15 protein-coding genes are annotated in these 14,778 nt (G+C 69.4%); 11 read left to right on the forward strand and 4 right to left on the reverse strand.

What is annotated here, in order from left to right:
- Positions 1-2: 2 nt before the first annotated feature.
- The gene (gene gspD / locus ACODTW_RS01665; protein ID WP_488944131.1) at positions 3-2,120 is read right to left on the reverse strand and encodes a type II secretion system secretin GspD; all 2,118 of its coding nucleotides are present in this window, start codon (positions 2,118-2,120) and stop codon (positions 3-5) included.
- A 204-nt stretch (positions 2,121-2,324) separates the two neighbouring features.
- Between gspD and ACODTW_RS01670 the strand changes: the two genes are divergently transcribed.
- Genes ACODTW_RS01670 through ACODTW_RS01720 form a run of 11 tightly spaced genes read left to right on the forward strand, consistent with a single transcriptional unit; the run spans position 2,325 to position 10,536 of the window.
- Complete coding sequence (locus ACODTW_RS01670; RefSeq protein WP_488944132.1) at positions 2,325-4,010, forward strand: GspE/PulE family protein; 1,686 nt, start codon at positions 2,325-2,327, stop codon at positions 4,008-4,010.
- 4 nt (positions 4,011-4,014) lie between these two features.
- Positions 4,015-5,211 carry a type II secretion system F family protein gene (locus ACODTW_RS01675; protein WP_488944133.1) on the forward strand — a complete coding sequence of 399 codons (1,197 nt, stop codon included), beginning with the start codon at positions 4,015-4,017 and terminating at the stop codon, positions 5,209-5,211.
- The gene (locus tag ACODTW_RS01680) at positions 5,195-5,608 is read left to right on the forward strand and encodes a GspH/FimT family pseudopilin (RefSeq protein ID WP_488944134.1); all 414 of its coding nucleotides are present in this window, start codon (positions 5,195-5,197) and stop codon (positions 5,606-5,608) included. Before ACODTW_RS01675 ends, ACODTW_RS01680 begins: the two co-directional genes overlap by 17 nt.
- Positions 5,595-5,984 (forward strand): prepilin-type N-terminal cleavage/methylation domain-containing protein, encoded by a 390-nt coding sequence (locus ACODTW_RS01685; RefSeq protein ID WP_488944135.1) that lies wholly within the window; start codon positions 5,595-5,597, stop codon positions 5,982-5,984. The genes ACODTW_RS01680 and ACODTW_RS01685 overlap by 14 nt, the downstream gene beginning before the upstream one ends.
- Positions 5,981-6,607: a prepilin-type N-terminal cleavage/methylation domain-containing protein gene (locus ACODTW_RS01690; RefSeq protein ID WP_488944136.1), complete on the forward strand. Its 627-nt coding sequence runs from the start codon at positions 5,981-5,983 to the stop codon at positions 6,605-6,607. The genes ACODTW_RS01685 and ACODTW_RS01690 overlap by 4 nt, the downstream gene beginning before the upstream one ends.
- Entirely contained in the window at positions 6,591-7,397 is an 807-nt protein-coding gene (locus ACODTW_RS01695; protein ID WP_488944137.1) for a hypothetical protein, read from the forward strand. Before ACODTW_RS01690 ends, ACODTW_RS01695 begins: the two co-directional genes overlap by 17 nt.
- Entirely contained in the window at positions 7,394-8,323 is a 930-nt protein-coding gene (locus ACODTW_RS01700) for a PilN domain-containing protein (protein WP_488944138.1), read from the forward strand. Before ACODTW_RS01695 ends, ACODTW_RS01700 begins: the two co-directional genes overlap by 4 nt.
- The gene (gene gspM, locus ACODTW_RS01705; RefSeq protein ID WP_488944139.1) at positions 8,310-8,885 is read left to right on the forward strand and encodes a type II secretion system protein GspM; all 576 of its coding nucleotides are present in this window, start codon (positions 8,310-8,312) and stop codon (positions 8,883-8,885) included. Before ACODTW_RS01700 ends, gspM begins: the two co-directional genes overlap by 14 nt.
- Positions 8,882-9,298: a hypothetical protein gene (locus ACODTW_RS01710; protein ID WP_488944140.1), complete on the forward strand. Its 417-nt coding sequence runs from the start codon at positions 8,882-8,884 to the stop codon at positions 9,296-9,298. The genes gspM and ACODTW_RS01710 overlap by 4 nt, the downstream gene beginning before the upstream one ends.
- A gap of 17 nt (positions 9,299-9,315) precedes the next feature.
- Positions 9,316-9,762, forward strand: coding sequence for a type II secretion system major pseudopilin GspG (gene gspG, locus ACODTW_RS01715; protein WP_488944141.1), 447 nt, complete (start codon positions 9,316-9,318; stop codon positions 9,760-9,762).
- A gap of 3 nt (positions 9,763-9,765) precedes the next feature.
- Positions 9,766-10,536, forward strand: coding sequence for a prepilin peptidase (locus ACODTW_RS01720; protein WP_488944142.1), 771 nt, complete (start codon positions 9,766-9,768; stop codon positions 10,534-10,536).
- Between the two features lie 7 nt (positions 10,537-10,543).
- On the opposite strand, the gene ACODTW_RS01725 is transcribed toward ACODTW_RS01720, so the two are convergent.
- Genes ACODTW_RS01725 through ACODTW_RS01735 form a run of 3 tightly spaced genes read right to left on the reverse strand, consistent with a single transcriptional unit; the run spans position 10,544 to position 14,703 of the window.
- The gene (locus ACODTW_RS01725; protein WP_488944143.1) at positions 10,544-11,623 is read right to left on the reverse strand and encodes a glycoside hydrolase family 5 protein; all 1,080 of its coding nucleotides are present in this window, start codon (positions 11,621-11,623) and stop codon (positions 10,544-10,546) included.
- A gap of 51 nt (positions 11,624-11,674) precedes the next feature.
- Positions 11,675-13,186, reverse strand: a complete 1,512-nt coding sequence (locus ACODTW_RS01730; protein ID WP_488944144.1) for a tryptophan halogenase family protein — start codon at positions 13,184-13,186, stop codon at positions 11,675-11,677.
- Positions 13,183-14,703, reverse strand: coding sequence for a tryptophan halogenase family protein (locus ACODTW_RS01735; RefSeq protein ID WP_488944145.1), 1,521 nt, complete (start codon positions 14,701-14,703; stop codon positions 13,183-13,185). Before ACODTW_RS01735 ends, ACODTW_RS01730 begins: the two co-directional genes overlap by 4 nt.
- Between the last annotated feature and the right edge of the window lie 75 nt (positions 14,704-14,778).

Raw genomic sequence — 14,778 nt, forward strand, 5'->3', positions numbered from 1 at the left:
GGCTACCGGCTTGCACCCAGCGGCTGGATGCCCTTCAGGCGGCCGACCATTTCGGCGGTGACGGCCTCTGCCTCGCGTTCGTCGCGGATGACGCGGGGGGTGATGAAGACGATCAGTTCCGTGCGCACGCTCTTGTTCCGCTTTTCCCCGAACAGGGCCCCGATGCCGGGCAGGCCGGACAGCACGGGCAGCCCGTCATGCCCCGCCTGCTGCTGTTCGGAGATCAGGCCGCCCAGCACCACGGTCTGACCATTATCCACGGCGACGTTGGAGGTGATCTGGCGTTGGGAGATGGTGGGCGTCAGGTCGCCGGAATTGCGCGTCGTGGAGACGTTGGAAATCTCCTGATAGACCTCCATCGTCACCATGCCGCTCTGGCTGATGCGCGGCACGACGCGCAGGATGACGCCCGTATTCACATATTCAACCGAACTGACGATGGGCGCGTCGGGATTGTCCACCGATTGGGAGGTGCGGCTGAGGATGGGCACGCGGTCGCCCACCTGCAACTGCGCCACCTGGCTGTCCATCACCACCACCTGGGGGGAGGAGACGACGCGCACATCGGTCACCTGATCCAGGGCCGACAATACGGCGCGCGGGCTGCCATTGCGCGACAGGACCAGATTGAAGCCCGGCACCTGGGTGATGGGCAGCAGGCTGCCGGACGTGCTGTTGCGGGTGATGCCACCCACGATGTCGCCGCCATCGCCCTTGAAGAAACTCTGCACGCCATAGCGCAGTTCGTCATTCAAGGTGACCTCCGCGATGGTGGCTTCGATCAGCACCTGTGACGGGGCCACGTCCAGCTTGCGCACCGCCTCGCCCACAATCTCCGCCTGGCGCGGGGTGGCATGGACCAGCACGGAATTGTTGGATGGGTCGGCGGCGATGCGCACGCCGTTGCTGGCGGCGGGGGCTTCATCGCGCGGTGCCGCCCCGCCGGCATCGGCGGTCAGGCTGGACAGGCGGGCGGCATTGTCGGCCATGTCGCCGCTTCCGGACTTGCTGCCCATGTTGGCGGAGGCGGAGGGTGTCGAGAGGCTGGTGACGGGGCGGCCGGGGGCGGCGCTGCTGCCATCGCTGACGCTGCCGCCGAACAGGCGGCCCAGCAGCTTTGCCACCTTGGCGGCATCGGCGTGGGTCAGGGTGAAGACATGCAGGCGGGGCGTGTCGGCGTCGCCCCCGTCCAGACGGCGCACCCAGGCTGCGGCCTTGTCCAATTGCGCCGCATCGCTGGCGATGACCAGCACGGCATTCAGCCGTTCCACCGGCACCACCCGCACGCCCGCCTGTTCATCGCCCAGGATCTGGCCGATTTCGCGCACCACGGCGCCGGGGCCCGCCTGGGTCAGCGGGAACAGCCCGACCGAGCGGCCTTCCATCCAGTCCACATCGAAACCGCGCAGCAGATCGGCCGCCGCCTGCCGTTCCGGGGCGGGACCGGTGACAATCAGCAGGTTCAGGCGGGGTTCGGCCGCCACCGTGCCGTTCTTGACCAGCGGCGCCACCAGCGCCTGGGCCACGTCCGGCGCGATATGGCGCAGGGGCAGCACGGAGACGGCGCGGCCCGGTGCCCCCGGACTGGCCAGCCCCAGCGTCCGGCCATTGCCCAGCGCGTCTGCCGCCGGCACCACGGCCAGCACCCCGTCACCGCCCCGCGCCAATGCCGCCCCCTGTCCGGTCAGCACGGTTTCCAGCAGCCGCACAGCCTCGCGCGGGGACAGCGGCCGGCCGCTGTCGATGCTGACCGTGCCGGTCAGTGTGGGGTCGATCGTGTGCGGCAGGTGCAGCAGGTCGCCCAGCACGGCATCGACAACGGCTGCCAGCGGCGCATCGGTGAAGCGCAATTGCAGGTCCGGTCCCGCCGGCAGGGGCAATTCATCGGCCCCGGTGGGGACGCGCGGCCCGCTGGATTTGACGATGACGGGGGCAGGGGCCGCCTTTATCGCTGCCGCTTTCGCCTCTGTTGGGCGCGTGTCGCCGCGTGCCGCGGTCGACAGGCCCAGATGGGTCAGCGTCAGCGGCGTCTTGTCAGGGGCCGGCGATGGGGCGCAGCCGGACAGCAGGGCGATTGCGGTCAGGGCGACAACGGGAACCCGCAGGCGATAGAACGGCACGCGCATCATCAATCCGGAGCAGAAGGATGCCGCGTAAATGACGTGCGGGCTGTAACAATGACAAGCCCAAACTGCGTACGTAATTAATCTGTAATAATTCTGGAGTTTGTAATATTACTGTCAGAATTGCGACGCGAAACCATTACGAAAATAAGTCATAGGGATGTCTGATCCGTCATTGTGGCGGATATTCGGACCTGGCCCATGACGATATTGGACATATTGGCGCAAAAGCGCGGCCTTGGCGATGCCGACCTGCGCCGCGCCAGCGGTCTGGCGGCGGGTGAGGGTCGGCCTGTCGATCAGGTGCTGGTGGAAATGGGGCTGGTGACGCCGCTGGACCGTGCCGCGGCGCTGGCCCAGATGATCGGCACCCCCTTGCTGCGGCTGGACGATCTGGAGGAACCGCCGGAAGATCTGCCGCCCCTGTCGGCTTCCTGGCTGCGCCAGCATCGGCTGTTGCCGCTGACCCGTATCGAGGGCGCGGTGCTGCTGGCCGCCGCCGATCCGGTGGCGGACGAGGTGCTGTCCATGGCAGCATTGGCGCTGGCGGCCCCGGTGCGGCTGGCCTTCCTGCCCGCGCCGGAATGGGAACAGGCCTTTGACCGGTTCCAGGGCGGCGGGCGCAGCGCGCTGGACCGCATCGTCGATGATGCCGCCGGCGATGGGCGCGCGGAGGAGGAGGCGCTGGACCGGTTGAAGGACCAGGCCAGCGAAGCCCCCGTCGTGCGTCTGGTTGCCCATATTATTGACGAGGCGGTGAAGGCCCGCGCGTCTGACATCCATATCGAGCCCTTCGCCGATGCCCTGATCCTGCGCTATCGCATTGACGGGGTGATGCAGGCGCGGCCGCAGCCGCCCTTGTCGCTGGCCCGTGCCCTGGTCAGCCGCATCAAGATCCTGGCCGGGCTGGACATAGCCGAACGCCGTCTGCCACAGGACGGCCGCGTGCGCCACCGCACAGGCCACCGCGCCATCGACCTGCGTGTGTCCACCCTGCCCACGGTGCATGGGGAAAGCGTGGTGATCCGCCTGCTGGACGGGTCGGTGGGCGGGCTGGAACTGCCGGCCCTGGGCCTGTCCGCGCCGGATGAGGGGAGGTTGCGCCGGATGATGGCCAGTCCGCACGGGCTGGTGCTGGTCACCGGCCCCACGGGCAGCGGCAAGACGACGACGCTGTATGCCGCCCTGCGCCTGATCGATGCTGACATGCGCAAGGTGCTGACGGTGGAAGACCCGGTCGAATATCAGATGGCGCGGGTCAATCAGGTGCAGGTGCATCCGGCCATCGGGCTGGATTTCGCTGCCGTGCTGCGATCCATGCTGCGCCAGAACCCGGATGTCATTCTGGTCGGCGAAACGCGCGACACGGAAACGGCGGATATCGCGGTGCAGGCGGCGCTGACCGGCCATCTGGTGCTGACCACGCTGCACACCAATTCCGCCGCCGGTGCCGTCACAAGGTTGATGGAAATGGGGGTGGAGCCGTTCCTGCTGGCCTCCACCATCCGCGGCGTGGTGGGCCAGCGGCTGGTGCGGGTGCTGTGCCCACATTGCAAGGCGCCGGAACCGGCGGATGCGGCCTGTGTGGCGGCGCTTAGGGAGGTGGGATTGCTGGCCCCGGGCGCCCCCGTGCCCCTGCTGATGGGACCGGTGGGCTGCGACCATTGCGGGGGCACCGGCTATCAGGGGCGCGCCGGCATCTTTGAGCTGTTCCGTCTGGATGAGGCCATGCGTCGGCTGGTGATCGAGCGGGCGCCCACCGGGGCCCTGGCGGCGGCGGCACAGGCGGCGGGGATGCGCAGCATGCGTCAGGATGGCCTGGCCCGCGTGTTGGCCGGCCTGACCAGCTTTGCCGAGGTGGCGCGCGTGACCGAGATCGGGGACTGACCCGATGCCCGAATTCAGTTATCGCGCCCTGGATGCGGGCGGACGGACCATTGATGGCAGGCGTGACGCAGCGGACGCGGCGGCGCTGCTGGGCTGGATGCAGGGGCAGGGCTGGCTGCCGGTAAAGGTCACCCCGGCCGGGCGGCGGCGCATTGTCCTGACGGCGGCAGGACCCGGTACCGGCGACCTGCTGCTGGCCACCAAGGAACTGCGCCTGCTGCTGCGCGCCGGGCTGCCGCTGGAACGGGCCCTGGCGCAACTGGCGGGCGGGCTGGCGCCGGCCCGGCTGCAACCGGCGCTGGGCCGTGCGCTGGACCGGCTGCGCGATGGCAAGGGGCTGGGCGAGGCGCTGGCCGCGGCCGGCGGTTTCCCGCCGCTTTATACCGCCATGGTGCGGGCGGGCGAAGGGGCGGGGGCGCTGGATCTGGTGCTGGAACAGCTTTGCCTGCTGCTGGACCGGCAGCGGCGGGTGGCGCGCGCCGTCACCTCCGCCCTGATCTACCCGGCGGTGCTGGCCTTTGTCGCGGTCGTGTCGCTGTTGCTGCTGCTGCTTTATGTCGTGCCGCAATTCGCCCCGCTGCTGGCCAACAGCCGCCATGCCCTGCCACTGGCCACGCGCGGGGTGATGGCCCTGTCGGGCTTCCTGCGCGACTGGGGCGATGTGGCGCTGGCGGGGCTGCTGCTGTCGGGTCTGGCCGGCTGGCTGCTGCTGCGCCGGCCGGGGATGGCGGACGGGCGCGATCGGCTGCTGCTGCGCCTGCCGCTGCTGGGGCCCATGGCGGTCATGGCCGGCGTGGCGCGGTTTTCACGCGGGCTTTCCGTGCTGCTGCGGGCAGGCGTGGGGCTGCCACGCGCCCTGGAACTGGCGTCCGACATTGCCGGCAATCGCGTGTTGGCGCGGGCCGCCCTGGCCATGCGCGACGGGGTGCGCGATGGACGGTCGCTGGTGGCCGGCCTGCCCAAGGATCATCCGCTGCCCGATCTGGCCGTCACCCTGATCTGCATCGGCGAACAGAGCGCGCGGCTGCCCGAGGTGATGGAGCAGGTGGCGGAGATGTATGAGGACCGGCTGGAGACCGCCATCAAGCGCTTCCTGGCCCTGCTGGAACCGGCCCTGATCCTGCTGCTGGCCCTGTTCGTGGGCGGCATTGTCGTGTCGATCCTGCTGGCCCTGGTGTCGATCAATGACCTGCCGTTCTGATCGCCGCCGTCAGGCGGGCTTCACCCTGCTGGAAATGCTGGTCGTGCTGCTGCTGCTGGGGCTGGCCACGGCCCTGGTGGCGCCGCGCCTGTCGCTGGGCGGGGCGGCCCTGGATGCCGATGCCCGCACCCTGGCTGCCGCCCTGTCGGCCGCGCGCGAACAGGCGGTGCGGACGGGCCGGGCGGTGGATGTGCGGCTGGATATGCCATTGCCAGGCACGGCAGGGCTGCGCGTGGTTGGCGATGCGGAGTTGATGGGCGATGGCATCGCCCGCATCCGCTTCCTGCCCGATGGCAGCGCCAGCGGCGCCGATATCCGCCTGAACGGCCAGCATGGCGGGGAACGGCGCGTGGCCGTGGACTGGCTGACGGGACGGGTGCGCCATGACGCGAACTGATCCCGCACAAGCGGGTTTCACCCTGCTGGAAACGCTGGTGGCGCTAATGCTGCTGGCCCTGGTGCTGGTGCCGGCCTACAGCCTGATGGCCGGTGGGGCGCGGGCGGGGCGGTCGGTGGAACGCCGCGCCCAGGCGCAGGCCATTGCGGAGGCGCAACTGGCAGCATTGGGTGTGGAACGGCGGCTGGCCCTCGGCCGATATGACGGGGAGGGCGGGAGGTATCGCTGGTCGCTGACCATCACGCCGCGCACCGATGCCCCCTTCGACGCCGCAGCGCAACGCGGCATGGCGGCCTATCGCGCGCGGATCGAGGTGGCGGACGGGCGCGGCCCCCTGGTCGATCTCAGCGTCACCAAGCTGGTGGCGGCACCATGAGGGCGACACAGAAGGGCTTCACCCTGCTGGAAGCCATGGTGGCGCTGGTCGTGCTGGGGCTGGTGCTGGCCGTAGCGGCGACGGCCATGGGCACCATGGGCCGCACCCGCACCCGCGTCGGTGCCATTGCCGACCGGGCCGAGCAACTGTCCCTGGTCCGCGACGTGCTGCGCCGGCAGGTGGCGCGTGCCCTGCCGCTGACCCTGATGGAGGGCGGACGGGAGCGTTACAGCCTGGTGGCCCGGCCGGACCGGCTGGATTTTCCGCTGGCCGATGCGCCCTTGCCCGGCCGCGGCGGGCTGGCCTTTGCCAGCATCGTGGTGGAGCCGGCGGGCAAGGGGGAGCGGCTGGTCTATCGCCAGAACCGGCCGGGCGCGATCCCTTATGAAAGCGTGCTGGCGGAGGGGGATTTCCGCTTCCGCCTGTCCTATCGCGGGGATGACCCGCGGGAGGGGTGGCGCGATGAATGGACCGATGCCGGGCGCTGGCCGCGCCTGGTGCGCCTGTCGGTGACGGCGGGCGGGGTGGACCAGCCAGCGTTGGTGGTGCCGGTGCGCGCCGATACTGACCGGGGCTGTGTGCTGTCGCTGGGGGAGGGCTGGTGCCGTGACCGTGCGGGCTGACCATCGGCGACAGCGGGGGGTGGCCTTGCCCATGGCGCTGTGGGCCGGCATGGCGCTGGCCCTGCTGGCCGCCGGCATCGCCGCCACCGCCGATCAGGCCACGCGCCGTCAGGCGGGACAGGATCAGGTGCTGGCTGCCCGCGCCCTGCTGGAAACGGGGATCAGCCTGGGCGTGATGCTGGCCGCGCATCCCGATCCCGCCCGCCGCCTGGCCGCCGATGGCCGCCCGATCGCCTGGGCGGAGCCGGAAGGGCACATCACCCTGCGCCTGTGGGACGAGGGCGGGCGGCTGGACCTGAACCGTGCCGATCCTGCCCTCCTGACGGACGTCGCGTCCCGCGTGGCAGGGTCTGAGGCGGCGACCGCCCTGTCGGCCGGAATGGCGGCGCGACGGCGGCAGGGGGAACCCTGGCACAGCGTCATGGAACTGGGCGCCATATTGCCGCCCGCCGCCTTTGCCCGGCTTTATCCGCTGCTGACGGTGCATGGTCCGGCCATGGCTGATGGCCGTGTCGACCTGCGCCATGCGGCCCCGGCCCTGCGCACCGCCTGGCCCGGCCTGTCGGGCGTGGGGGAGGGCGACGCGGCGGCGCTGTCGGCCATCGGCCTGACGCGTGGCGGGCCGCCCGGCAGCCTGTACACGCTGCGCGTCCGCACCCGTACACCCGACGGCGCCAGTGCCAGTGCTGAAGCCGTCATCTGGATCAGCATCGCCGGGCCCCAGGCCTTCCGCGTGCTGGAATGGCGCGAACCCGCACCGGAGATCGATCCGGACCCGGAGGTGGAATGACGGCCCTTTTCGATCAAACACGCCTGCTTGCCGGCTGGTGGCTGGACCGCACGCTGGCGCTGCTGCCCCGCTGGCTGACGGGGCTGCGGGAACCTGTGCTTTACCGCTGGACGGGGGCCGCACTGCTGCCGGCTGGGGACGGGCCGATCCGGTCCGGGCCCTGGTGCCTGGGACTGCCAGAGGTGCCGGTGCTGACCCTGCGGCGGACCCTGCCTTTGTCGGCCCTGCCGCATCTGCGCCGGGTGGTGGCGCTGCAACTGGGCCAATGGTCGCCGCTGACGCCCGATACCGCCCTGTTCGGGGTGACGGTGGAGGGGACGGGGGTGGACGGGCTGCATCTGCGCATCGATCTGCTGCCGCGATCCGTGCTGGAACCCGCACTGGCGGCGGCGGGGACGCTGGGGGCGCCTTTGTCGGTGCGGGTGGGGAAGGGGGGCGACCTGCCCCTGGTGGAGCCGGCGGGGCGCCGCCTGCCGCCGCGCCTGACGCTGGCCGCCCTGCTGCTGCTGGCCCTGCCGCTGTCGGCGGCGATTGTGAATGAAAGCCAGTTGGCCAGCCTGCGGATGGAGGTGGCGGCGGGGCAGGCCGAACAGGAGCAGCTGCGCAGCCTGGGCCACCGCATCGCCCGGCAGCGGGCCGACATCCTGGCCGCCGTTACGGCCCGGCGCGATGCGCCATCCCTGCTGCTGATGCTGGATCGGCTGAGCCGGCTTTTGCCCGATGACAGCCACCTGACGGCGCTGCGGGTGGAGGAGGGGCGGCTGCATCTGGAAGGCTATGCCGCCGATGGGGCGGCCCTGCTGTCGCTGCTGGACGCGTCCCCGCATTTCGAGGATGCGCGGTTCGAGGCGGCCTTGCTGCGCGCCGGGCCGCGTGGCGACCGGTTCCATCTGTCCGTGAAGGTGAGCGCCGATGCCCCGGCTTGAGACGATGCTGACCGATCCGGCCGCGGCGCGCCGGCTTTATGCCGGGATCAATGGGGGGCTGGCGCTGCTGGTCCTGCTGCTGCTGGTCTGGCCGCTGGCCGACCTGCTGCTGGACCAGCGGGCGCAGATCGCCGCCCTGAGCGTGGAGCGAGCGGGACAGGCCCGTCTGGCCGAGCGCGGCGAAAGGCTGCTGGCCGAACAGGCGGCGCTGGCCGGTCTGGACGGGCTGTCGGTCGATTATGTGGCCGGCGACGGTCCGGCGCTGGCCGGCGCCGGTTTGCAGGGGCTGCTGGTGCAGCAACTGGCCCAGGTGGGCGGGCAACTGGTCAGCGTTCAGGTCCTGCCCCCCGATCCCGAGGATGACAGGCGGGTGGGCGTGCGCCTGGATGCCGCGTTGGGCCATGACCAGTTGCGGCGTCTGCTGCATGTCGTGGAAGGCGGGCAGCCGCGTCTGGTGGTGACGGGCCTGGAGCTGCGGCCGGCGGCAGAGGATGGGACGCGCCTGTCCCTGTCGCTGACGGTCGTCGGGCTGCGGCACACAGACGGGGGGGAAGCACCATGAGGCGGACCTTTGCCCTTCTGCTTTGCGTGGTGGCGATGCCTGTTGCGGCCCAGGACGTCGGGGATACCGGCTATTCCCTGCCGCCGCTGGAGGATCTGCGGGCCGTGGCCGAACGTCCGCTGTTTGTGCCGGGCCGGCGCGGTGCGGTGGAAAGCCAGGGCATGACAGCGGCGCCAGCGTCCGCGCCGATCACGGCTGCGCTGACGCTGTCCGGCATTGGCCGGCGCGGCGACGGGCAGGGGGTGGCCCTGCTGCGCCGCGGCAGCGCCACCCGCACCCTGGCGCCGGGCCAGGACTGGGCCGGCTGGCGGCTGGTCGGGGTGGGCAACAACGCTGTCGACCTGCTGTCACCCGGGGGGGAGCGGTACCGCCTGCATATTGGCCAGTCCCTGTCCGATCCGGCTTCGAAATGACCCTTGAGAGAGAAGAGATGATCCGCCATCCCCGCCGCCGCCGTCAGGCCGGCTTCACGCTTCTGGAAATGCTGGTGGTGCTGGTCATCATCGGCCTGCTGCTGGGTCTTGTCGGCATGCGCTTGCTGTCGAACGTGGATCGCGGCAAGGTGACGGCAGCCACGGCGCAGGCCCGTGTGCTGAAGACGGCGTTGGAGACCCTGCGCCTGGATATCGGCCGCCTGCCGACGCCGGAGGAAGGATTGGCGCTGCTGGTCACCCCGCCCCGCGATGCCGGGGCCGCCCGCCGCTGGATGGGTCCCTATCTGGAAGGGGCCGTTCCCAGCGATCCTTGGGATCGTCCCTATCTGTACCAGCCCGGCCGGGGTGGACAGGATGTGACAATCCTGTCGCTGGGCGCCGATGGCAAGCCGGGCGGCAGCGGGGCCGATGCCGACATCGCCGTGCCCGCGCCCGCCCATTGATCCATGGCTGACGCCCTGTTCCCTATCCTGGTTTTCGGCCTGACCGGTGCCTGTTTTGGCAGTTTCACCGCTGCCATGGCCTGGCGGCTGCCACGCGGTGTGACGATGTGGGGGCGGTCAGCCTGCCCATCCTGCGGCACGGCGCTGGGCCCGGTTGATCTGGTGCCCGTGCTGTCCTGGCTGTGGCTGCGCGGTCGCTGCCGCCATTGCGGGTTGGGCGTGTCCGGACGCTATGCGCTGGTGGAGGGGGCGACGGCGCTTTATTGGGCCACCTGCGCCTGTCTGTTCCCCGATCCGGTGCAGGCGCTGCTGCTGGCCTTGCTGGGCACCGACCTGCTGTTCCTGGCCCTGGTCGATCTGGACTGGCGCTATCTGCCCGATGTCGGGCAGGTGATCCTGGCGCTGCTGGGGCTCTGTGCCATGGCGGTGGGTCTGCTGGACCCGGTGGATGGGTTGGCCGGGGCGGTGCTGTATGGCGGTCTGGCCCTGGGCGTGCGCTTCGCCGTCAGCCGCTGGCGCGGGCGGGAGGCGCTGGGCCTGGGCGATGTGAAGCTGATGGCCGGCGCGGGGCTGTGGCTGGGGCCGGGCTTCCTGTCGCCCTTCCTGCTGCTGTCGGGCCTGCTGGGACTGGGGTTTGCGCTGCTGTCGCAGCGCGGCGGGGACAGCAGCGGGGAAATCCCGTTCGGTCCCGCCCTGGCCGGTGCGCTGCTGATCCTGGTGCTGCTGGGCCAGAGCGGGTGGGCGGCGGCGGACCTGCTGTCGCTGTTCGCGTAAGGCGCGCTCAACCCGCGCGCAACAGGTCCAGCATGGCCCGGTCCAATTGCCGTCCCTGTCGATCCTCGTAACGGACGTCGCTGCGCCGGCTGTCCAGCGGGCCAAAATCGCCACGCAGGTTCCAAAGGGACCAGCCCCAGCCGGCATCACGCCAGTTGGCCAGCACATCGGCCATCCAGGCCAGGGTGACGGGATGGGGCGTGTGGCGATAGACGCCCCACTCACCGACCATCACCCCCACCCCCTGCCGTTGCAGCGCCTGCCAAGGCGCGATATGGCGCTGTCGCAGGGTTTCGCGATCGATCATCTGCCCCGTCGCGGGGTCGTGGGCGGGCCAGGTGGGGACGGGGTAGGCATCCGCACCCTTCACCCAGGGTGCCTGGAAATGGGTCAGGCTGAACGGTTCATAGCCGCGGCCTGATTGGGCAATGCCCAGCGATGCCAGTTCCGGCACCGGGTTGCGCCCGCCGCCCGTGCCATCGGCGATGACCAGACGCTGCGGATCCTCCTCCCGGATGGCGGTGACGGCGGCATTGGCCACCCGATGATAGGCGGCACCCGTCACCTCGCCCGGTTCATTGACCAGATCGAAGGACAGGGCATCGGACGGCACGCCACGATAGCGGGCGGCAAACAGGCGCCATTGCGCGGCAAAGGCCTGTCGCGCCACCCCGCCACCGGCATCATCGGCCCACAGATCCAGCGGTTCCTTGGGCGGGTTGATGCAATAGCCGGGGGCACGGTGCAGACAGAGGCACAGGTGGATGCCGCGCGCCCGTGCCCAGTCCAGCGCCTGATCAATCTCCTTCAGCGGCGCCTCATCGATCCCGCCCGTCGGCCTTGTCCAGATCCGGTAATCCATCGGCAGGCGGATGAAGTTAAAGCTGTTTTCCGCGATGAAATCGAAATCCCATTCCCGGAAGGGGCCGTTGTTCTTCAACGTGTATTTTTCCAGCAGGTTGAAGCCACGCCAGCGCGGCAGGCTGGATGCCGATGCCGGCAGCAAAGCGGGGGCCCCGGCCCGCGCGGGCAGGGCGGCGGCCAGGGCGGCGCCGGTCAACAGGAATTGTCGGCGGGTCGTGGACATGGCTCTCCTTTCAGCCCCGATTTCGGGACCGTGGCATTCGGTTCGATTTGGTTACGCGGCCGCCCGGCAATGCCGGTTGATGAATTCCGCGTGGGTGGGCAGGCGTTCTGCCGCGCGGGCCAGACTGGTGCGGCGCAGGCGCAGGGTTTCCAGCAATTCCGCCTTGTCCTGTGCCGCCATCAGTGGGTCCAGGCGGCGGGGGATCACGCCCAGGCCGATGAACAGGGCCTGCCAGCTGGGCGTGACGAAGGTTTCTTCGTTCAGCAGCACGACATGGCCCGTCTCGCGGAAGGTCTCGATCCGGCTGGCCAGACTGTCGGGCAGGGGCATGGAGCGGCGTTCGCGCCAGAAATCGCTGTCGTCACGCTGGGTCAGGCAATAATGCAGGATGATGAAATCGCGGATGCGGTCGAATTCCAGGGCCTGGATGCGGTTATATTCGGCCGCCAGCGCCGGGTTGAAATCCAGATCGGGCAGCAGATTGACCAGCCGCGTGATGCCGCCCTGGATCAGGGAGATGGCGGTGGATTCCAGCGGCTCGACAAAGCCGGACGAGAGGCCGATGGCCACGCAGTTGCCCACCCAGAACCGTTCCCGACGGCCGGTCTTGAAGCGCAGCAGACGTGGTTCGGCCAGGGCCGCCCCGTCCAGGTTGGACAGCAGCCGTTCCCGCGCCGCGTCCTCCCCGATATGGGCGCTGGAAAAGACATAGCCGTTGCCGGTGCGATGTTGCAGCGGGATGCGCCATTGCCACCCGGCCTCCAGCGCTGTGGAACGCGTGAAGGGCTGCAATGGCCCGGCACTGGCGCAGGGCACGGCCCAGGCGCGATCGACGGGCAGCCAGTGGCTGTAGTCGATGAAGCGTTCCTGCAAGGCTTTGTCGGCCAGCAGCGCGATGAAGCCCGAACAGTCGATGAACAGGTCCGCTTCCAGCACCCGCCCATCGGCCAGCGTCACAGAGCGGATGAAACCCGTTTCCGGGTGGCGGTCCACGCCAATGATGCGGCCTTCATGACGTGTCACCCCCTCCGCTTCCGCCTTGCCGCGCAGCAGGCGGGCGTAGAGGCTGGCGTCGAAATGGAAGGCATAGCTGAAATAATGATAGGGCGACCGGGGGTCGTTGTCGGGGGCGGCGAAGCGGCCCTGTTCGGCCATGACGGCCGCCATATGATAATCGTCGAATGATCCGACAGCGTCTTCCCCCGTCAGATGCCGGGCGACCAGCCAATGGTTGAGGGTGGAAAAGGGCCCGGCATTGACGATGTAATCGCCGAAACCGTGGAAGAAGCGGCTGCCCTTGCTGCGCCAATCCTGGAACTGGATGCCCAGCTTGAAGCTGCCATTGGTCGCCTTCATGAAGGCGACCTCGTCCAGGCCGATGGAGCGGTTGAAGTCGCGGATGGTGGGCACCGTGGCCTCGCCGACGCCGACGGTGCCGATCTCCTCGGACTCCACCAACTCCACCGTCGTGCCCATGCGGCGGACGGCCTGGTTCAGGGCACAGGCCGCCATCCAGCCGGCCGTGCCGCCGCCCACGATCAGGATGCGGTTCAGGTTCCTCATGCCGGCCTCCGTCCCGCCTGGGCCACCAGACGGTTCAAATAATCCTCATGCGTCGGGGCCGATGCGGCCGTGCGGGCGATGATCTCCCGCGTGGCCTCAAAGCCCTTGCGCACCTCTGCCAGGTCGGCCCCCTCCGTCAGCGGGTCGAAGCCCTGCGGGTCCAGCCCCTGGCCCAGCATGACCGCGATCCAGTTCGGTTCCTGGAACAGGGTCTGGTTGGGGAAAATGGCGAAGCCGCGGGTTCGGAACAGGTCCATCTTTTCCGTCAGACTGTCGGGCACTGCCATGTGCCGCATCCGGTCCCACAGCGGTTCACCCACGCGGCCATTGACGTGATAGTGGAAGATCAGGAAGTCGCGCACCTGCTCCAGTTCCTCCCCCATGATCCGATTATAGAGGGCGGCGGACAGCGCATCATCCTTGCCCATGGGGAAGGTCGCGGCGAATTTGATCAGCGCGTGCTGAATGAAATGGATGGAGGTGCTTTCCAGCGGTTCCAGGAACCCGGAACTGAGCCCCACGGCCAGTACATTCTTATAGCGCGACTGTCGCCGCCGGCCCGTGGTGAAGCGCAGGAAACGCGGGTCGGCCAGGGCCGGCCCATCCAGATTGGCCAGCAGCGTGTCGGCCGCCTGCGCGTCGTCCAGATGGTCGCTGACATAGACATAGCCGTTGCCCGTGCGGTGGCGCAGGTTGATGCGCCATTGCCAGCCGGCCGGCCGCGCCGTGGCACGGGTATAGGGGATGGGGTCGGCCATGCGGGCGGACGGCACGGCCACGGCCCGGTTGGCCGGCAGGTAATGCGACCAGTCCTCATAGTCCCGGCCCAGGGCCTGACCGATCAGCAGGGCGCGGAAGCCGGTGCAGTCAATGAAATAGTCGCCCTCAATGCGGCGGCCATCGGCCAGGGTCAGGTGGCTGATACTGCCGTCCTGCGGGTCGATGCCGACGTCGGCCACGGTCGCTTCCACCCGTTCCACCCCGCGCGGTTCGGCGATGGTGCGCAGATATTGGGCGTAGAGCCCGGCATCGAAATGATAGGCGTAGGACAGGCTGGATTTCGGGTTGCGTTGGTCGCCGGTCGGCACGTCGAAGCGGTTCTGATAGGCCAGAACCTCGCTCAACCAGAAATCGGACAGGGGGGCGGTGTAGCCGGCGGCCCGCAGGCGCAGCCACCAGGCATGAAATGACACGCCCAGGATCGCCTGTCCCGGCTGGCCGAAGGGATGCATGTACCGATGGCCGGGCTGCGTCCAATCGACAAACTCAATGCCGAGCTTGAATGTGCCCTCGGTGGCCTTCAGGAATGCCGCCTCGTCGATACCGACGGCGCGGTTGAAGAACTGGATGGGCGGAATCGTCGCCTCGCCCACGCCCACGGTCCCGATTTCCGCCGATTCCACCAGGGTCAGACGCAGCCGGTGCGCGGGGAACAGGTTGGACAGGAAGGCGGCCGCCATCCAGCCGGCGGTGCCGCCACCAACAATGACCAGATGCCGGATGGGGGATGCGACCAAGCCCGGATACTCCATCAAGACGAAACTCCCCGGCCGGCGGACCGGACGGGGAGCCGCTATTGTACAACAGACCGT

The organism is Niveispirillum sp. FG148 (assembly GCF_057809655.1).